Annotated in this window: 14 protein-coding genes; 4 read left to right on the forward strand and 10 right to left on the reverse strand. The window is 65.5% G+C overall.

Annotation, left to right across the window (positions count from 1 at the left end; translation table 11 throughout):
• Positions 1-182: 182 nt before the first annotated feature.
• Positions 183-1,067 carry an electron transfer flavoprotein subunit alpha/FixB family protein gene (locus VIN30_RS10480; RefSeq protein WP_338211421.1) on the reverse strand — a complete coding sequence of 295 codons (885 nt, stop codon included), beginning with the start codon at positions 1,065-1,067 and terminating at the stop codon, positions 183-185.
• 43 nt (positions 1,068-1,110) lie between these two features.
• A complete protein-coding gene (locus tag VIN30_RS10485) occupies positions 1,111-1,866 on the reverse strand; it encodes an adenine nucleotide alpha hydrolase family protein (RefSeq protein WP_338211423.1) in 756 nt (251 codons plus the stop codon).
• A gap of 290 nt (positions 1,867-2,156) precedes the next feature.
• Between VIN30_RS10485 and VIN30_RS10490 the strand changes: the two genes are divergently transcribed.
• Positions 2,157-2,942, forward strand: a complete 786-nt coding sequence (locus tag VIN30_RS10490) for an enoyl-CoA hydratase/isomerase family protein (protein WP_326423610.1) — start codon at positions 2,157-2,159, stop codon at positions 2,940-2,942.
• 135 nt (positions 2,943-3,077) lie between these two features.
• On the opposite strand, the gene VIN30_RS10495 is transcribed toward VIN30_RS10490, so the two are convergent.
• From VIN30_RS10495 to VIN30_RS10530, 8 genes are all read right to left on the reverse strand, one after another.
• Positions 3,078-4,076: an MBL fold metallo-hydrolase gene (locus VIN30_RS10495; protein ID WP_338211426.1), complete on the reverse strand. Its 999-nt coding sequence runs from the start codon at positions 4,074-4,076 to the stop codon at positions 3,078-3,080.
• A 15-nt stretch (positions 4,077-4,091) separates the two neighbouring features.
• A complete protein-coding gene (locus tag VIN30_RS10500) occupies positions 4,092-5,636 on the reverse strand; it encodes an MFS transporter (RefSeq protein WP_338211429.1) in 1,545 nt (514 codons plus the stop codon).
• Between the two features lie 19 nt (positions 5,637-5,655).
• Complete coding sequence (locus tag VIN30_RS10505; protein WP_338211431.1) at positions 5,656-6,522, reverse strand: MaoC/PaaZ C-terminal domain-containing protein; 867 nt, start codon at positions 6,520-6,522, stop codon at positions 5,656-5,658.
• Positions 6,523-6,552: 30 nt separating this feature from the next.
• Entirely contained in the window at positions 6,553-8,145 is a 1,593-nt protein-coding gene (gene caiC, locus VIN30_RS10510) for a crotonobetaine/carnitine-CoA ligase (RefSeq protein WP_338211433.1), read from the reverse strand.
• A gap of 95 nt (positions 8,146-8,240) precedes the next feature.
• Positions 8,241-9,461 (reverse strand): L-carnitine CoA-transferase, encoded by a 1,221-nt coding sequence (gene caiB / locus VIN30_RS10515; RefSeq protein WP_338211435.1) that lies wholly within the window; start codon positions 9,459-9,461, stop codon positions 8,241-8,243.
• Positions 9,462-9,563: 102 nt separating this feature from the next.
• The gene (gene caiA, locus VIN30_RS10520) at positions 9,564-10,712 is read right to left on the reverse strand and encodes a crotonobetainyl-CoA dehydrogenase (protein ID WP_326423616.1); all 1,149 of its coding nucleotides are present in this window, start codon (positions 10,710-10,712) and stop codon (positions 9,564-9,566) included.
• A gap of 78 nt (positions 10,713-10,790) precedes the next feature.
• The gene (gene aes, locus VIN30_RS10525) at positions 10,791-11,774 is read right to left on the reverse strand and encodes an acetyl esterase (RefSeq protein WP_338211437.1); all 984 of its coding nucleotides are present in this window, start codon (positions 11,772-11,774) and stop codon (positions 10,791-10,793) included.
• A gap of 31 nt (positions 11,775-11,805) precedes the next feature.
• Entirely contained in the window at positions 11,806-13,143 is a 1,338-nt protein-coding gene (locus tag VIN30_RS10530) for an MFS transporter (RefSeq protein WP_338211439.1), read from the reverse strand.
• A gap of 394 nt (positions 13,144-13,537) precedes the next feature.
• Between VIN30_RS10530 and VIN30_RS10535 the strand changes: the two genes are divergently transcribed.
• From VIN30_RS10535 to VIN30_RS10545, 3 genes are all read left to right on the forward strand, one after another.
• Complete coding sequence (locus tag VIN30_RS10535; protein ID WP_338211441.1) at positions 13,538-15,004, forward strand: helix-turn-helix transcriptional regulator; 1,467 nt, start codon at positions 13,538-13,540, stop codon at positions 15,002-15,004.
• Positions 15,005-15,157: 153 nt separating this feature from the next.
• On the forward strand, positions 15,158-16,768 hold the full coding sequence (locus VIN30_RS10540) for an FAD-dependent oxidoreductase (protein WP_338211443.1): 1,611 nt from the start codon (positions 15,158-15,160) through the stop codon (positions 16,766-16,768).
• A gap of 156 nt (positions 16,769-16,924) precedes the next feature.
• The gene (locus tag VIN30_RS10545; RefSeq protein ID WP_338211445.1) at positions 16,925-18,403 is read left to right on the forward strand and encodes a helix-turn-helix transcriptional regulator; all 1,479 of its coding nucleotides are present in this window, start codon (positions 16,925-16,927) and stop codon (positions 18,401-18,403) included.
• Positions 18,404-18,420 lie beyond the last annotated feature (17 nt).

The following is an 18,420-nucleotide window of genomic DNA, read 5'->3' on the forward strand; positions in this document are numbered from 1 at the left end:
CCCGCGCTCGCGGCCACGTAGGCCGCCACGGCGCCGGCGCAACCGGAGCCGACGACGATGATGTCGAAATCTGCCTCGGACACTCGTCTCTCCTTTCCTCTACGGTTCGTTGGGGTCGGGCCCGTGCCGTATTCCCCGGCGCAACATCGCCACCGCGCGGGCCCAACCCTCTTCGAACGATCCTACAGGGCGGCCGTCACAGCGGGCAGCACGTCCTTAATGTCGCCCACCAAGCCGAAATCACACTGCTTGAATACGGGGGCGTTCTTGTCCTTGTTGATAGCAAATACCATGCCAGAACGGTTGCAACCCACCATGTGCTGCATCTGGCCGGAAATACCGCAGGCCACGTATACCTTCGGCGTGAGCACCAAACCTGACACACCCACATAAGTGCCCGACGGCATCCAGTCTACGCCCTCGGTCAGGGGACGCGAGCAGGCCAAGCCGCCGTCGATCTTCTCAGCCAGGGCGCGAGCCCAATCCAGCTCGGACTCCTCGGCGAAGCCGCGGCCGCACGCCACTACGGCATCGGCCTTGAACAGGTCGGCACCACCCTTCTCACGCTCACGGGAGGAAACCAGGGTCACCGGCGTGGCGGGCGCCTGCCACGTCACCGTTTCCACCACATCGGTGCCAGCGGGCTCGGCGCCCTCGAAGGTGCCGGGAGCCACCGTGTAGAAGGCAACGTCGCCGGCCGCCTTGCGCACGCGCTCGCCCACGCCGCCGAAGTACAGGCTCTTCGCGCCTTCCTCATCCAGCGCCACGGCATCGGTGATCACCGACGCGCCCGCGGCGGCGGCCACCCGACCCAGCACGCTCTTCACATGGCGGCGCGGCTCGCCCAGCACCACTGCCGGCGCCTCGGCATCATAGATGGCCTGCACCGTCGCGTAAGCGTCGTCGACCACAGCCCCCTCGGGAACGGCAACGACCAGGGTCTTGTCGGCCACACCCGTCGGAGTAGCCCCGAAGGTGACCAGCACCACCTCATCGGCCAGGGTGCGGGCACCAGCGGCCAACTCGCGGGCAGCATCGGTGGTCTCGGCAATTACCAGTGCTTTCATGTTCAGCTCTGCCTTTCTCTTCTATCTATTCAACCAACGAAACTTACAGGGCAGCCTTCAGCGCCGCCGCGAACTCCTCCACGGCGCCATCGGCGGAGGCGTCCAGCACCGTGCAGGCACGCTCGGCGGCCTGAGGCGCCGCGCAGGACACTACCTCGATCGTCCGCGCGGGAGCCACCGAAGCCGCAGTCACTTCCATGGGTTTTTTGCCGGCGGCCAGAATGTCCTTCATGCCGGGGATGCGCGGCAACGCCACATCGGGCGACACCGCCACTACTGCGGGCAGAGGCACGCGCACTTCCTCCACTACGTCTTCCAAGGTGCGCTCGGCCACAATAGTGTCACCTTCGGCCGTAAGGGCCGTCACCGCGCTCACGCTCGGCAGCCCCAGGCGGGCAGCCAGCTGCACGTCAACCTGCTGGGCGTAGTCGTCAGCCGAACCATCGCCGCACAGCACCACATCGAAGTCAGTCCCGCCGAGCAGGGCCGCCAGCGCCTCGGCCGTGGCCGCGGCATCCAAATCGGCCAGAGCGTCGTCGGCCACCATGCGCAGGTTGTCCACCCCGCGGGCGAGCACGTTCTTCTTCAGCTTGGAATCATCGATGGAGGCGGGGCCGACGGTGATGGCGGTCACCGTGGAGCCCGGATGGGCGGCGGCCAGCTGGGCGGCGGCCTCGATGGCGTTCAGGTCGTAGGCGGACACGATGCCCTTGGCCTTCGAGAAATCCAGCGACCGGTCCCCCGCGACCTGGATGTCCTGATCATCGGGAACCACCTTGAATGCAACGACGATATTCACTTCAGCACACTCCCTTCTAATTGGTACTCCTCGTGCTTGAGCTTTCCGCAAGCGATGCCGGACGCATCCGCCCTCGCTTCGATGAGCGAAATTATTCGCGTTCCCCTCAGCGTCGCGCATCGCCTAAACCCCGTGAAAGCATCGTTACTCAAAAGTTAGTGATAGGCCATATTCGGGGTATTCCCCACATACCGCGCTCCATGCGATGCCCGCCCACGTGCCCACGGCCTATCATCGCGATGGATGCACCGCGCATCCGCAATTCCGTTTCCAATATTGAGGAGGAACCCATGGCAGACTACTTTGGCACCGACACCGTCGTCTCCGAGTTGCGCGAGGACGGCCTGCTGATCATCCGCATCAACCGCCCCGACGTGGCCAACGCCCTGAACGGCGTCACGTCGGCCGCCATGGAGAACATCATGAACCATGCGGAGACCGACAAGAACGTGCGCGCCATCATCGTCACGGGCACCGGCAAGGTGTTCTGCGCCGGCGAGGACCTCTCGGAGCTGTCCGAGGGCGGCGAGTGCCAGACCGTCACCGAGCACGGCTTCGGCGGCCTGACCGCGCGCCTGTGCTCGAAGCCCGTCATCTGCGCCTGCAACGGCTCGGCGGCTGGCGGCGGCATGGAAATCGCCCTGTCCTGCGACATGGTGGTGGCCGCCGAGAACGCGAAGTTCGGCTGCACCGAGGTGGGGCTCGGCATCATCGCCTCCACCGGCGGCATCGTGCGCCTGGCCCGCGATATCAACCGCAAGGACTGCATGGAGCTTCTGCTCACCGGCAAGAAGATCAAGGCCCCCGAGGCCAAGGCCCTGGGCCTCATCAACTACGTGGTGCCCGCCGAGGAGGTGCTCGACCGCGCCATCGAGCTGGCCGAGGAGTGCCTGAAGAACGCGCCTTTGGCCCTGAAGTGGACGAAATTCATCGTGCACGCTGCCGACCAGATGTCCGAGGAGGACGCCATGCGCTTCTCCGACGCCGCCTACCGCTTCCTCGAGAAGACCGAGGACGGCATCGAGGGTCCGGCCGCCTTCGTCGAGAAGCGCGCGCCCCAGTGGATCGGTCGCTAACCCAGCCTTCTCCTCGCAGCCGGCATGCCGCCTCCTACCCCAGGCGATCTTTCCCCGAGCATCCCGGCGACTTTCCCCAGAGCCCGCCCCTCCGGCGGGCTCTTCTCGTTGAGGCCCGAGAAGCCCCCCACAGGTTCAGCGGGGGCGGAAGAGGGCGGCGCGCCCGTCGGTTGCGAGGCGTTCGACCCTTCCGGTTGCGCACAGGTGCCGCAGCACGACCAGGGCCTCCAGCATGAAATAGTAGCGCGCCATGGGCCTCGTCGCGCGCCAGGACGCGTCGGAGAGGCCCGCGAGGGCGCAGCGGGCCACCTCCTGGCCCGTCGCCCCCTTCCGCTCGCACAAGAAGGCGAGCACTGCTTGCACGCGGGACCGCTTGCGGGCGACGATGGCGTCGATGCGGGCGGCCAGGGTCGCTCTGTCGCGCTCGGGATCGCCGTGACCGAACAGCGCGAGGCGGACGGGCAGATCGCGCACGCGGCGCATATGACACAGATACAGACCGAGGCCGTCTACGCCATCGGGATGGGCGTCCACCGCAGGCGTCGTAGCGGGCAGCACGTGATCGCCGGCGAATAGAATGCCCCGATCGGGCTCGTAGAAGCAGAGGTGGTCGGGGGTGTGGCCGGGCGTCTCCATCACGCGAAACCGGCAGCGGCCCACCGAAATCTCATCGCCGTCGGCAACGGGACGGTAGGCGAAGCGCCCCGCGGGGAACACGGCGGTCTCGGCGTTGCAGGCGCCGTAGCCTCGCGCATCCTCGGAAGAAGCGCCCATGTCCCGCATCTCGCGCCGAAACCCCTCCTGGGTGCGCCTGAGCCGGACGGCCTCGCGCGCAGCCACCGCCTGAGGACTCAGGTGCAGAGGCACCGAGGCCGACAACAAAGCGGGCAGCACCCCCGCATGGTCGAAGTGCCCGTGGGTGAGCATCACCTGGCACGCTCCAAAATCGACGCCCAGCTCGCGCAAAGCCGTCTGCAGCCGACGCGCATTACCCAGGCCGGCCGCACCGGCATCCACAATCAGCCATTGACCGTGATCGTGCAGCACATGGCAATTCGTCTCCCCCGCGCCCACGTTGGCGAAGGGAAGGCGAATGCGGTAGATCGCGGGATCGGCGCATACGAGCTCGACCACGGGCGCCCTTTCGCCCTAGCGGCGCGGGCGTACCGCGGGCACGCCGTCGATCTCCTGCAGCGCGCTCGTCTCGGCCAGCGACTTGCCGCGCGTTTCCGGCGCCATCGCGAAGGAGGTCGCCAGCCCGCCGAGCACGAGCACGGCCGCGGCCAGCATCACCGGCCCCACACCGCAGGCGTCCAGCATCAGCGGCGTGGCGTAGGTGGCGGCGATGGTGCCGATGCGCGAGAAGGCGATGGCGATACCCACGGCCGTGGCGCGCACCTCGGTAGGAAACAGCTCGTTGGGATACAGCCACTGCAGGATGCCCGGGCCGCCGCTGAAGAAGGCGTACAGTCCGAAGGCGGCGATAACCACCGCAATCGGAGCTGTCGGCCACAGGCCCAACACCAGCAGCCCCACGGCCATAAGCGCCAAGCTGACCAGCAGCAACGGGCGGCGACCCATGGAGTTCAGCCAGAACATGGCAGGAATGCTGCCCACGAGGAAGAACAGGCTCACGGCGCTCTCGCCCAAAATGGCCTCGCGGCCCTCCCCCAAGCCGAAGGCCGTCATAATCTCGGGACCGAACGTGTAGATGGCGTACATGGGCACCACCTGGCACAGGATGAACACCCCCAGGAAGAACATGCGCTTCAGGTAGCCGCCCTTGAGCAGCGTGGCCAGCGAGGTTTTCTGGGGCACTTCCTCGGGTTCCAGCTCCACATCGGGGCCGAACACGCGGGCCACCACGGCCGTGGCCTCGTCGGTGCGCCCCTTGCTCGCCAGCCACAGGGGCGACTCGGGAATGTCGTGGCGCCCGATGAGCAGTATCGCGCAGGGCACAACGGCGCTGCCGAGCATCCACTTCCACCCGTCATCCAGGCCGTAGAGGACATAGCCCACCACTGCGGCCACCGTTGCTCCCAGATACCATGCCGCCGACACCAGCCCCATGGACACGGCCCGGTGCTTCTTGGGCGTGAACTCGGCGATAAGCGAGGTGGCGATGGGATAGTCGGCGCCCACGAACACGCCGATGAGGAAGCGGGCCGCCACCAGCTGCCACGCCGTGGTGGCGAACACGCTCGCCAGCGAGAACACCGCGATGGCGATAATGTCGATGGTGAACATTTTCTTGCGCCCGACGATGTCGGTGAGGTATCCCCCGAAAATAGTGCCGAAGAAGATGCCGAGCATGACCGACGCGCCGATGGCCGCGCTCTCGGCCGCCGTCAGGCCCATCATGGGCACGATCTGGGTGAGCGCCACGCCGATCAGCGAGAGCACATAGCCGTCCAAAAACGATCCGCCGCTGGAGAACAGCGACACCTTGCGCAGAAACGGGGTCATCTGCACGTCGTCGATGCTCTTCTTGGCCGTTTGCCGCGTCTTAGCCGGAAGCTCGCGCAGCACCCGCCCCACCGACCCGGCCGACCGCTTCAGCTGCTCCTCCCGGTAGGCGCGCTGGGAACGCACGTCGGGGTTCACGTGCACGCAGCGCACCGCGGTGCCGCCCGGCGCCGCCAGGCATCCCTCGGGAGGACTCGTCACCTGGGTCTTGCCCTTCACGTCGCTCATCACAGCTCCCTTCCGACCCTTACTCCCACTCCAGCACGCCGGCATTCAGAAACGGCTTGTCCTCGGGCGCATCGGCATTTACCATGCGGAAGCGCGCCTCAGCGTCGGACACCTTCCACACCTGGGTTGCCAGGCGCGTGCCGGGCAGCACCGGAGCCGTGAACCGGCATTTGAAGCGGCGCAGGCGCTCTGGCTGGCCCGGGAACAGCAGCGCGATTCCGTGGCGCATGGCGATGCCGGCCGTACACACCCCGTGGTTGATGGGGCGCGCGAGCCCGGTCTGCTCGGTATAGCCCCAGTCAATATGCTGCTGGTGCCAATCGCCCATGAGCCGGTAGATGAGGGGCCACTGGTAGCCGCACACCTCCTCGTACGTCAAATCGGGCGCGCGATCGGGGTAGTCCACCACATCGGCCGGGGGCCGCTCGCCGCCGAACCCGCCGTCGTAGATGCAGCAATCGTAGGTCTCCACGGTGCACAGGTGGGTGCCGTCGGCGGAATAGGACCTCCCCACCTGCTTGGAAAGGGATCCGCGCCCCTCCCCGCGGTCCCACAGGGCCTCCTGGGTCACATAGGTCTCCACATGATCGTTCATCTTGAACGGTGCATGAAAGAAGGCGTCGATGCCGTAGTGCAGCGACCCCGCATAGTCGAAGCCGTAATCGAGCGTAGTCGTCATCTCCTCGTTCACCGTCAGCGGCACGCCGAAGATGGGGAGCACCTTCAGCTGGGGATTGGTCGCATCGTGTTCGTTCACGTATTCCAAGTCCGTTCTGCCGTCCCATCCTGCGCCGCAGCCGAGCGCGCAGATCTCCAAATCGCGGAACGTGTAGTCGCGCACGAAGGGGCCGAAGGTGCGCCCGACGATCTCAGTGCTCACGGTCATGCATCTCTCCTTTGAACGGGCGTCCGGCGCTCAGCCGAGCCGCTTCTTCTCCACCTTGCCCACGCTGGTGTGGGGCAGGCTGTCCACCACCTCCACGATGGTGGGAACCTTGAAATCGGCCAGACGGCAGGCGCAGTAGGCCGTTATCTCCTCGACGGGCGCCTCGCACCCCGCGACGGGCACCACGAAGGCCTTCACGGCCATGTCCCGCACCGGGTCGGGCACGCCGATGACGGCGGCCTCGGCCACTGCCGGATGATCGACCAGCACCTCTTCCACCTCGGAGGCCGAGATGTTCTCGCCGGCGCGCTTGATCATGTTGCTCTTGCGGTCCACGAAGTAGAACCAGCCGTCGGCATCGCAATAGCCCTTGTCGCCGGGAAGGTGCCAGCCCCCGGCGCTCAGCGCGGCGGCCGTGGCGGCCTCGTCGCGGTAGTAGCCCTTCATGAGCGAAACGCCGGGGATGCCGCGCACGGCGATGTCCCCCACTTCGCCCGCCGCGGCGGCCCGCCCGTCCTCCCCCAGGATGGCCACCTCGTAGCCCGGACCCGGCCGGCCCACGCTGGGCCAGCGCCGCGGGCCGCTCACGCGGTCGGTCAGCACCCAGCACACCGATTCGGTGGAGCCGTAGCAGTTCTGCAGGCGCACGCCGAAGCGCTGCTCGAAGGCCTCCTTCTCGTCGTCGGACAAGGCCAGGTAGTACTGCACCGACCGCACGCAATGGTCGCGGTCGGCGGGGTCGGGCGGCTGCATCATCATGGTGCGCGCCATCATGGCCACCAGCTGAATGGCCGTCGCCCGGTAGGCGCGCACCTGGGACCAGTAGCGGCGCGCGCTGTACTTCTCGATCATGATGAGGGTGGCACCGGCCGTGAGCACGGGCATGAGCGCCGCGGTCTGGAAGTTCGAATGGAAGGCCGGCATGGTGGTGAGCAGGCGGTCCGCCGCCGTAAGGCCGCACTGCCATTCGCCGTAGCGGCCGCCGAAGATCAGGTTGGCATGGGTCAGCTCAACCCCCTTCGGGCACGAGGTGGTGCCCGAGGTGAAGATGATCATGGCCGTGTCCAAAGGATCGATCGAGCGCAGCTCGCCCAACTGGTCGGGGCAGGCCTCCACGGCGGCGTCGAAGTCGACGGCGCGGCCGAACAGGGGCGCACCTGCCGCGTGGGCGATCAGCACGTGCTCCATGGCATAGGGCCGTACGCCCTCGCAGGAGCCCGCGCAGCTGCCCTCGGGCCGCGGCGCATCGGCGCAATAGCAGCACTGGCAGTCGGACTCGGCCACCACAGTGCGAATGCCGCATTTCTCAAGGACGAAGGCCGTCTCCTCCAGCTTGTGCTGCATATTGATGGGCACCGCCACCGCCCCGATCTTGGCCAGGGCGAAGGTGACGCTCACATATTCGGGCGAGTTGTACAGCTGAACGGCCACGTTCTCGCCCTTGCGAATGCCCAGGGCCAGAAAGTAGTTCGCCGTCCGGTTGATAAGGCGGTCGAATGCCGCATAGGTGAAAGAGCGCTCGGTGCCGAAACGGTCCCGGCTCACCAGGAAGAGATGATCGCCGCGACTGGCGGAAAGCCCGTTCCACAAGTCGCGGAGATTCTCGTTGCCCCCGATAGCCATTACCTGATCCTCCTTCTCGCTCGCACGTTCCCCCGAAGAGGAACCCGCCGGGCGGGCGGGTCCCTCGCTCTCTCTTAGGACTTGCGCCCTGCGGCCTAGTTCTCGCCGCGGCGGATGGCGCCTTCCTCCTCCAGGGCCGCCATCTGCTCCTCGGTGTAGCCCAGCTTGGACAGCACGTCGGCCGTGTCGCCGCCCTTGGCGGGCATGGGGCGCCAGATGCGGCCGGGCGTCTGCTCGAAGCGCGGCATGGGCGAGAGGCCCTTGAAGGTCTCGCCATCGGCGGTCTGCCACTCCACGAAGTTGCCGCGGGCGGCCATGTGGGCGTCGGCCACCATGTCCTCGAACTCGTAGACGCTCTGAGCAGCGATGGCCTGCTCGGCCAGGATGTCCTCCAGCTCCAGCTTGGTGCGCTCCTTCAGCCACGCCTCCAAGCGGCGCTCGAACTCCTCGGCGATGGGCATGGAAAGCCACAGCGACGCGGTGTCCTCGGGCAGCTCGGGCGTGCCCCAGGCCTCGCCCAAACCCAGCGTCTCCAGCATCCACTTGTTCTGGCGGATGCCGAACAGGTTCAGCGCGATGAAGCCGTCGGCGCACTCGTAGACGCCGATGCCGCAGAGGTTCTGGTTGCGGGCGCCCGCGCGGGGCCACTTGATGCCGTCGTTCAAGTAGTCCACCAGGTAGTACTGGCTCATGTACATGATGCCCTCGTACATGGCCCAGTCGATGGACTCGCCCTCGCCCGTGCGCTCGGCCTTGCGCAGAGCCGCCAGCGATGCGGCGATGAGCAGATAGGAGTTGATGTAGTCGCCGGAATAGGGCATGGTGATCATGGGCTGCTCGGGCGTGCCGTTCTGGCAGGTGAAGCCGGCATAGGGCCCCACGGTGCCGTCGTAGGCCGGGCGCTTCACGCGGTCGGGATCGCCGAACTTGCCGTAGCCGGAGCAGTGCACGATGACGAGCTTCGGGTTCACGGCCCACATGTCCTCATCGGTGAAGCCCTTGCGCTCCCAGGTGCCGCCCTTGGACGACTCGAAGAAGATGTCGGCGTCCTTCAGCATGTCCAGCAGCACCTGCTTGCCGCCGGGGGTGAACTGGTTCAGCTGCACCGAACGGCAGTTGCGGCGCTCGGCCTGGGCGGCGTTCTTGGCGTCGCGCACGGTGTCGCCGTAACCGGTGTTTTCCAACCAGATAACGTCGGCGCCCCAGTCGGCCATGATGTTGCAGGCGCGCGGGATAGCCTCCTCCATGGCGGCGAAGACGACCTTCACGTCGTCCAGAACGCCGAAGGACGGTTTCTCAGTGGGGATAGCAGCCATTTCTCTCTCCTTTACAAAAGCAATTTGGCAATTTGGCAATATCAGAGATTCACCCAAGAAAGTCGGCGGCCGTCGGGCCCGTCAGACTCGACGGCCAACCGGTTACTGGCGGTACTTGATGGAGGCGCCCTTGGACGTGGCCAAGATCATCATCTCGTCGGTGCCGCCGGACACGCGGTCGACGCGCAGGTCGCGCCAGATGCGGTTGATGCGGTGCTCGCTGGCCACGGCGATGCCGCCCATCACCTGCATGGCGTCGTCGGTCACCTCGAAGGAGGCGTTGGCGCAGTAGTACTTGCACATGGCCGCCATAGCCGCGTCGAACTCGCCGCCCGCGTTGTCGGCCATCCAGGCGGCCTCGTACAGCATGTTGCGCATGTTGGTCAGCTTGATGCACATCTCGGTGATCTTCAGCTGGTTCAGCTGGAAGCGGCTGATGGGCTTGCCGAAGGCCATGCGGGTATTGGCGTGCTTCATGGCATCCTCGAAGGCACAGATGGCCGTGCCGTAGTCGCAGGCGCCCACGAGCCAGCGCTCGAAGTTGAAGTCGGACACGCCGCGCATGAAGCCGTTGCCCTCGCGGCCGAAGATGTCGGACTCCTCCAGCTCTACGTTGTCCAGGTACACCTCGCAGCAGCTGTCCATGCGCAGGCCCAGCTTCGGCAGCGGCGACAGCTTCACGCCCGGCTTGGACATATCCACGAAGAACTCGGTGAACACCGACTCGTCATCGGCGTTCTTCGCCATGATGACCAGGTACTTCACGCCCGCCGACGAGGTGATGAAAGTCTTGGTGCCGTTCAGGTAGATCTTGCCGTTCTCGCGCTTGTAGGTGGTGGCCAGCGAGCTCACATCGCTGCCGGCGCCCGGCTCGGTGCAGGCGGAGTTCCAGATCTGCTCGCCAGTGCCCAGCGTGGCCATCACGGCGTCGATCTGCTCGGGCGTGCCCTCGCGGATGATGGTCTCGAAGCCGGGCAGCTGGTACAGCACGTAGGTGGGCGCGCCGTAGCGGCCGAGCACCTCGTAGACGGCCATCAGCGTCACGCAGGGCTGCTCCAGGCCCAAACCGCCGTGGGACTCGGGCAGCATGATCTGGTCGAAGCCCAGCTCGCACAGGCCGGCCACCCAGCGCAGGGGGTACTCGTGCTTCTCGTCGCACTCGTGGAAGTAGGTCTCCCAGTTCTCGCTTTCCATGTACTCGCGGTAGCTGTCGACAATCAGCTCCTGCTCGTCGGTAAGCTTGAAGTCCATAGTCGGTTTCTCCTTTCGGGTTATGGTGTCGTTGCCAGCGAAGAGGGCGGCGGGGGCCGCCCTCCCGTATCCAGTTGATCAGGCAAGACCCAGGGTCTCGCGGTAGAAGGCGGCGGCGTGATCCAGGGCGTCGTTGGCCGCATCGAGCATCTTGGTGTAGTGCAAAAACGCGTGGATGACGCCCTCGAACACCTCGTAGCGGCACGGAATGCCGTACTGCTCGCAGATGGCCGCCAGGCAGGCCGAGTCGTCGCGCAGCGGATCGAACTCGGCGGCCGCGATGTAGCAGGCCGGCACATCGCGGGTCAAGTCGTTCAGGAACAGGTTCGCGTAGGGCTCCTGCGCCAGCTCCTCCGGGTTCTCGGCGTACAGCCCCATGTAGAACTGCCAGTCCTCTTCGGCCAGACCGTCCCAGGGACCTCCCAGAAGCCGCATGGAGGCGGAATCGGTCAGACCGAACCAGCCGTAGAACAAAAGCAGGCACCGCACGAAGTCGGCCCCATCGCACTCCTCGCGCAGGTACAGCGTGGCCGCCAGCCCCAGATGAGCGCCGCCCGAGTCGCCGGCGAAGGCCAGACGATCGCCGTCGATGCCCCAACCCGCACCCTCCCGGTGCAGGAAGGAGGCAACGGAGGCTACCTCGCGCACGGCGCTGGGATAGCGCGCCTCGGGCGAGAGCCGGTAGTCCACGGCCACCACGGGCACGCCCGCCCGCTCGGCCAGAATGCGGCAGATGCGGTCATGGGTGTCCAGGTTGCCCAGCACGAACCCGCCGCCGTGCACGTACACGATAGCCGGCGACGTCTCCCCCGCCGCCAGCGGGCGCGGGTAGTAGCGGCGCACGGGAATGGCGCCCGAGGGTCCCTCCACCGCATCGTCGACCACGCAGGCCAGCTCCGGCGCTCCCTCGTTCCACCAGGCCCGCCCGGCCACGTAGTTCTCGCGCATCTGGGCGAAGCCGGCGCTCGTGTCGTTCGCATCCCCCGCCAGGGCGTCCTCCTGGGCCAGCACGGCGCTCATCTGGGGGCTAATGCGGGACAGCACATCGATCTTGTTCGGCATGGCGCGCTTCCTTTCCAACGTCGGTCGGATGCTATACGGTGGCCTCGCCGCCGGCGATCTGCTGGGCCTCAGCCTCCTCGGCGGCGTTCACCGTCTCGGTGCCGAAATGCTTCTTGATGGAACGCAGCAGCATGACCAGGCAGATGCAGCCGATGACGCCGAACATGATCTCGAAGCCGAAAATGCTGTTGTAGGCCGCGATGCCCTGGGCGTCGATCAGGCCGCCGTACCAGGTGTGGATGAACACGTCGGGCAGAAAGCCGATGACCGAGAGCAGGCCGGCGGCGGTGCCGAAGATGCGCATGGGAATCTTGATCTCCGACAGCGGCGAGCTTCCGATGGAGAAGGCGCCGTAGGTGGTGAAGCCAAACACCACGACCAGCACGGCGGCTACCAGCGAGCTGCCCGGATCATGCGGGAACAGGATGAAGCCCACCAGCACGGCCATGGACAGGATGAAGGCGCCCAGAATGACCTTGGAGGGGCTCTTCAGCTTCGTGGCCAGCCAGCCCACCACCGGGCCGGCGACAAGGCCGATGCCGTAGGTGCGGATGAGACCCACCACGTTCACCAGGTTGCCATCGGCATCGAAGCACTGGGTGAGGTAGGGCGTGGTGTAGGTAGCGCCCTGGTACACGGCGTACACGCAGAAGTAGGCGACGCAGGCCCAGATGACGCCCGGATGCTTGATGGCCTCCAGGGCCTCCTTCACGCTGAACAGCTTGGCGTCCTTGTTGATCTCGCCCTTGAAGTCGGGGATGAGGAAGATGGAGGCCACGCCCAGCACCGCGATCATCACGGCCAGGAAGACGAGCATCACCTGCACGCCGGCCACCACGTTGGAGATGGCGGCGATGATGCCGGCGTTGATAAGGCCGATTACCAGGCCGGTCACGCCGTAGATGGAGTAGCTGATGCCGATCTTGGAGGCGTACTCGTCCTCCTCGCAGCACAGGCGGATCACCTTGAAGCGGGTGCCCCACCAAACCAGGATGGAGGTGACGCCCATCAGCACGAACAGCACGAGGCAGATCTGCACCGAGGGCAGCATCGCGTACACGCCCACGAGCACCGCCGTGGCCAGAAAGCCGCCCACAGCCAAGGTGCGCATGCGGAACTTGTCGGCCACGATGCCCGAGGGCAGGTAGCAGATCATGGCCGCGATGCCGTAGGCCGACACCATCAGGCCCAGATCGGCGTTGCTGCACCCCAGCGCCTGCATCAGCGGATCGTAGAACACGTTCTTCAGATACATGGGCGCGTAGATGATGGACGAGCCCATGGAAATGAGCACGACGAGTGCCCACTTGTGAAGCGACGTCAGATCCTTGTACGTCACTTCCCCCTTGCCCTTTGCAAGCAACGACATGGTGGTGCTTCCTTTCTCTTACGTCAGGCCCGGCACCCCCGCCGAGCGGCCCCGCAGGACCTCGCGAATCCCTTTCGCGTACCTGACCGATCTGGTGAGCATTGTGGAATCGCAACCGCGTCGCGCCATCGCTCGAACACCATGAAAGCGTCGTTACCTAGTTTTTTGCGAGGGCCGCAAAAAGATCGCAAAGGCAGCGTTTTCCATCGCAAATCCCTGATGAGATGGGGAATACTCAAAATGTAGTGATGTCATTTCGCGATGGTGATTCATATACTCAAAATCGAGAAAGCGGGTTCGAGAGAGCAGTCGGGAAACTGCCATTGCGGTACGCTATGCTATAGTGATGTTTCGCCGCGCGATACCCGACGAGACGACGCAGGAAGGTTCGCCCATGGATGTCACGCGCCCCGAAACCGACTCGAGCACCGACGGGCGGCACGAGGCGATCGTCGCCTTCCTCGACCGTCCCTTGGCGAAGTACGTCGGCTTCGCGCTTCTGCTCGCGTGGCATTACACCCTGTGGTTTATCCCCGACTTCTTCTTCGACGTGCAGCTGCTGGACGACCGCGTTACCGTCAGCTGGATCGTCAGCCTGCTGGCCTCCTCGGTGTTCCTGTTCCTCATCGCGGCCCTGCTGGGACGCAAACGCCACCTCAGCGACTGCCGCGCCGCCCTGCCTGCCGCCACCGCCGTCGCCGTAGCGGGCACCTTGGCCCTGGGCTTTCTCCCCTTCCAGCTGGTGGCCGCCCCGGTCTACTTCGCCATCGCCCTGGTGATCAGTGCGGCCGAGGCCGTGCTGTGGATCCTGTGGGGCGAGCGGTACGCCTGCATCAAGGCAAGCTTCACCATCAACCGCATCGGCACGGTGTTCGGGCTCACGTTGTTCCTCTGCGTCCTTGCCGCCTATTTGCTGCCCTCGCCGCTCACCGCCCCCTTCGCGGCCCTGCTGCCGCTTATCTCCGGCATCGCCCTGGCCGTCGCGCGCACCGACGGCCGCGACACCTTCCCCGTGCTGCTGCCGCGCAGCGCCACCAAGAGCGGTTTCAAGAACATGCTCGGAGTCAGCTTCGTCACCCTGTTCGCCTGCGCCGCCTGCTACTTCCTCAGCTGCATCATCCCGTGGGAGCAGCTGCCCACCTCCGACGATTCGTTCACCTTCGGCATTCTGGGCGGTGCCCTGTTCATTTTGGCCATCGCCGGCATCTACACTCTTTCGCGCAACCGCCTGAACATATTCAAGATATACCCGGCGCTGCTGGTGGCGCTCATGGTGGGCTTCGCGCTGTTCCTGTCGTCTCCGGCACTGTATCTGGCCGCCTTCGTCGTGGGCATCGGCATCCAAGCGCTGTTCGAGGTGCTGCTCATCATGTATTTCGGCATCCTGACCACCAAAGGCTATGCCACGCCGGCCCTCACCTTCGCCATGGCCGGAGGTTTCGTGCGCCTGGGCCTGGCAGCTGGAAACTCCCTGGCGCTGCAGTACGAGAGCATGCCGCTAGCAGTGAGCAGTGCCATCACGCCGCCCACCTGCCTGGCACTTATGTGCCTTCTGGCCATCGTGCTGGTGCCGCTCGTGCGCATGGAGTTCAGCATCGTGGCACTGACCGCCGCCCCTCCCACTCGCAACGAGGTGGAGGAGATCTGCACCGAGGTGGCCGCCGAGTTCTCGCTGTCGGCTCGCGAGGCCGAGATCCTGCTGCTCATCGCCCGCGGCCACACTACCAACTCCATGGCCGAGAAGCTGGTCATATCCCCCTACACCGTGAACACCCACATCCGCCACATCTACGACAAGATGCAGATCCACAAGCGCAGCGAACTGCTCAACTACCTGAACATGCAGCGCTCCGATTTCTAAGCCTTCACCAGGGGTTTACCCCGCGCGTAACATGAAAGGGATGACCGCGTCCGCCGACAAACCTCTGAAACGGAGGTCGACGGCGGCCGTCACGGCCCCCTACCATGGCGTCATCGCCTTCGGGCGACACGCTACATGGAGAAGGAGGACATCATGGACATCTCTCGTCGCAATTTCCTGAAAGGAGCGGGCGCCCTGGGTGCCGGCACCCTGGTGGCCGGCCTTGCGGCCTGCTCCTCGCCCAACACGTTGGCTTCCACGCAGGGAGCAAACGGCGATGCCACTAACGCACCCGAACCCAAGACCTACACGCCCGACGAGACCCTCTCGGCCGACGTCGCCATCGTCGGCGCCGGCAACTCCGGCATGTGCGCCGCCATCGAGGCCGCGAACGCCGGACTGAAGGTCGCTCTCGTCGAGAAGCAGAACGAGATCGGCGGATCGTCGTTCGCCACCGAGGTCATCTTCGGCCTCGGCTCCACGATGCAGAAGGAGGCGAACCTGCCGCTGCCCTACCGCTACGAGGTGGTGGACCAGGAGCTCAACTATACCAACTACCATAGCGACCCCCTTCTGTGGGGCGACTACATCGAGCATTCGGGCGAGAACATCGACTGGCTCCAGCAGCAGGGCGTGGCGTTCGATTCCGTTGACGACTATCGCGGCGTCAGCGCGTTCCCGACCGCCCACTGGTGGGAGGGAAAGATCGGCACCAGCTTCATGGAGGCCATGGCAAAGAAGGTCGGCGAGCTCGACATCCAGGTGCTCACCTCCACGGCCGCCCTCGACCTGAAATCTGACAACGGCACCGTAACCGGCCTATACGCCGAGACCCCGGAGGGCTCTACCCTGGAGATCGACGCGCCGGCTGTGTTGCTGGCCTGCGGGGGCATCGGCAACGACCTCGAGCTGCTGCAGGAAAAGACTGGCATCGACACCACCCACGTGAAGACCGAGTTCCCGCTGCCCAACGTGGGCGACGGTCACCGCATGGCCTGGGCCGTGGGTGCCAAGGAGACCGATATCTCCATTCTGCCCTGCATGGGCGTGGATGGCTTCGTGATTCGCGACGCCATTTCCCTCGCCTCCTGCATCCAGCCCGGCCTCTACATCAACGCGACCGGCGAGCGCTTCATGGCCGAGGACCTGCACCTGAAGAAGCTGTACGCCCTGGTGCTGAACGCGCAGAGATCGCAGCAGTGCGACACGTTCACCTTCTTCGACAACGACTTCATCGAGCTGCTTGAAAACGGACGCGGCCTTTACGTGGGCAACCTCGAGTTCGAGGCCGGCGACAAGATTCCCGGGCTTCGCGATCAACTGGAAACCGGCTCGCAGGCCACGGGCTACCGCGTCGTGTTCAAGGGCGACACCCTGGAGACGCTCGCCGCCGACATGGGCGCTGACCCCGAAACTCTCGCCGCCACGGTGCAGCGATACAACGAGCTGTGCGCCCAGAAGGTGGACGAGGACTTCGGCAAGGACGCCGCGTACCTGAATCCCATCGGCGAGGGCCCCTACTACGCCGTCCACTGCGACATGTCGGTGCTGACCACCTTCGGCGGTATCGCCATCAACCGCCGCATGCAGGTGCTCGACGAGGAGGGCGCGATCATTCCCGGCCTCTACAGCTCAGGTGTCACGTCGTGCAGCCTGTACCAGGATACCTATAACTACCAGATCTCGGGCGGCATGAACGGCTACTGCACCTATTCGGGCCGAACAGCAGCCCAGCAGATCGCCGCCGACCTCGGCAAGGCCTAGGGCCCGCGCCGACGCCATCCGCACAGCTGCGGGAAGCTCCCAGTCCCCTCCCCCGATTGCTTCCCGCATCTGTAACATTGACCCGCCCGTCTCTCCGAGAAGCCGCTAGGATGAAGGAGAGACGGGTTGCGCCGTATTGTCCGACAAGGAGGGGCCATGGAAACGCTGCGAACGTACTTCGACCACGCATCGGCACGATGCATCGTGGGCTTCGCCCTCTGCTGGGCCTGGATCGACACCGCCCTGGTCGGCCTTCCGTCGGCGCAGCTTCTTTCGACCCAAACGGCCCTGGGCGAGCTTACCTCCATGGTCTCGGTCGTCTTCTGCATCGGCGCCTACGTGCTCTGCTACCTCCGGCCGGCTTTCTCGCGCAGACTGCGCACGAGAAAGGCCCAATGGCTCACGGCAGCGGCCGCCTGCCTCGGCACCGCGCTCGTGCACGCGCCCAATCCCGCGCCGGCGAGCGCGCCCACCCTCATCGGGCTCGCCCTCGCCGGAGTCGCCATGGCCCTTCTCGTGCTCATGTGGGCCGAGGACTACGCGAGCGACCCGCATTCCCGCGGATACATCTGGGTCGCGGGCTCCATCGCCCTGTCCTTCCCGCTCTACCTGTTCGCCACCGAGTTGTCCCACTGGCTGCGCATCATCATCGTGGCCGGATTCCCCCTCGTCAGCTGCGCCCTGCTCCGCACCGCCGAGAGTCCGGCGGCCCAGGATGCCGCGAGGCCCCCGCTGCTCGCGCACGGCGGGAAGAACGGCGCCAGGCGCGAAATCCGCATTCTGGGGTTCTCGGGCAGCCTCGCGTTCTGGTTCTTCGCCTTCGGCTTCGTGTTCGGCATCATGCAGCGCTTCTCGCCGGCCACCGATATGCCCTCCCCCATCCTGATGGACTTCCAGCAAGGCGGCCGCGCCCTGGCGGCCGTGGTGTTCTTCATCGGGCTCTACTTCTTCTCGTGGAAGCCCCATACCGCCTACCGCATTTCCACCATCATCGTGCTCGGCGCGCTGGTGGTGCTGCCCATCTTCGGCTCGAACAACACCTTCGCCGCCGGATTCATCGCCCATACGGCGTACGGGTTCTTCGAGTGCATGACCTGGTCCATCATCTTCGAAGCCATGCGCGTCCACCGAAGGGACGCAGGGGCCGAGGCCGGCGCGGCGCGGCTGCTCTCGGCGCTGGGGCTGCTCGGGGGCACTCTCGTCATCCTCGTCGCCCGAGACGTTTTCGCGGCCAATGCGCTGCAGATGCAGAGCATCCTGTCCTCGGCCGTCTGCATGCTCGTCATCTCGGTCATGATGGTGCTGGGCAACACAGCCGACAACAACGTCTGGGCCATGATGAAGGCCGGAGACGCCTCCCGCTCCCAGGCGAAAAACCACTCCGGGAACGCCCTTGCAGCTGGCGCTGCGCGCCTGGGCGAACGCTGCGGCCTCACCGACCGGGAAATGCAGATTCTGGCCCTTTTGGCCGAGGGAAGGAGCTCTCCCTACATCAGCGAGGAGCTGCTCATCGGCGTCAACACCGTGAACACCCACAAGCGCCGCATCTACCAGAAATTGGGCATCCACAACAAGCAAGAGCTCATCGACAAGGTCAGACACGCCGCCGAAGACGCCATCACCGCCGCCCCCTGAGCAAGCGCAGCAGCGCG

Origin of the sequence: Adlercreutzia wanghongyangiae, from assembly GCF_035989245.1 — a bacterium.
Lineage (GTDB): Bacteria > Actinomycetota > Coriobacteriia > Coriobacteriales > Eggerthellaceae > Adlercreutzia > Adlercreutzia wanghongyangiae.

Coding starts and splice junctions, on each gene's coding strand:
- caiA (WP_326423616.1), bottom strand. CDS start 10,712: ATGGACTTCAAGCTTACCGACGAGCAGGAGCTGATTGTCGACAGCTAC.
- VIN30_RS10535 (WP_338211441.1), top strand. CDS start 13,538: ATGGATGTCACGCGCCCCGAAACCGACTCGAGCACCGACGGGCGGCAC.
- VIN30_RS10505 (WP_338211431.1), bottom strand. CDS start 6,522: ATGACCGTGAGCACTGAGATCGTCGGGCGCACCTTCGGCCCCTTCGTG.
- VIN30_RS10490 (WP_326423610.1), top strand. CDS start 2,157: ATGGCAGACTACTTTGGCACCGACACCGTCGTCTCCGAGTTGCGCGAG.
- VIN30_RS10500 (WP_338211429.1), bottom strand. CDS start 5,636: ATGAGCGACGTGAAGGGCAAGACCCAGGTGACGAGTCCTCCCGAGGGA.
- VIN30_RS10545 (WP_338211445.1), top strand. CDS start 16,925: ATGGAAACGCTGCGAACGTACTTCGACCACGCATCGGCACGATGCATC.
- VIN30_RS10530 (WP_338211439.1), bottom strand. CDS start 13,143: ATGTCGTTGCTTGCAAAGGGCAAGGGGGAAGTGACGTACAAGGATCTG.
- VIN30_RS10480 (WP_338211421.1), bottom strand. CDS start 1,067: ATGAAAGCACTGGTAATTGCCGAGACCACCGATGCTGCCCGCGAGTTG.
- VIN30_RS10540 (WP_338211443.1), top strand. CDS start 15,158: ATGGACATCTCTCGTCGCAATTTCCTGAAAGGAGCGGGCGCCCTGGGT.
- aes (WP_338211437.1), bottom strand. CDS start 11,774: ATGCCGAACAAGATCGATGTGCTGTCCCGCATTAGCCCCCAGATGAGC.
- caiB (WP_338211435.1), bottom strand. CDS start 9,461: ATGGCTGCTATCCCCACTGAGAAACCGTCCTTCGGCGTTCTGGACGAC.
- caiC (WP_338211433.1), bottom strand. CDS start 8,145: ATGGCTATCGGGGGCAACGAGAATCTCCGCGACTTGTGGAACGGGCTT.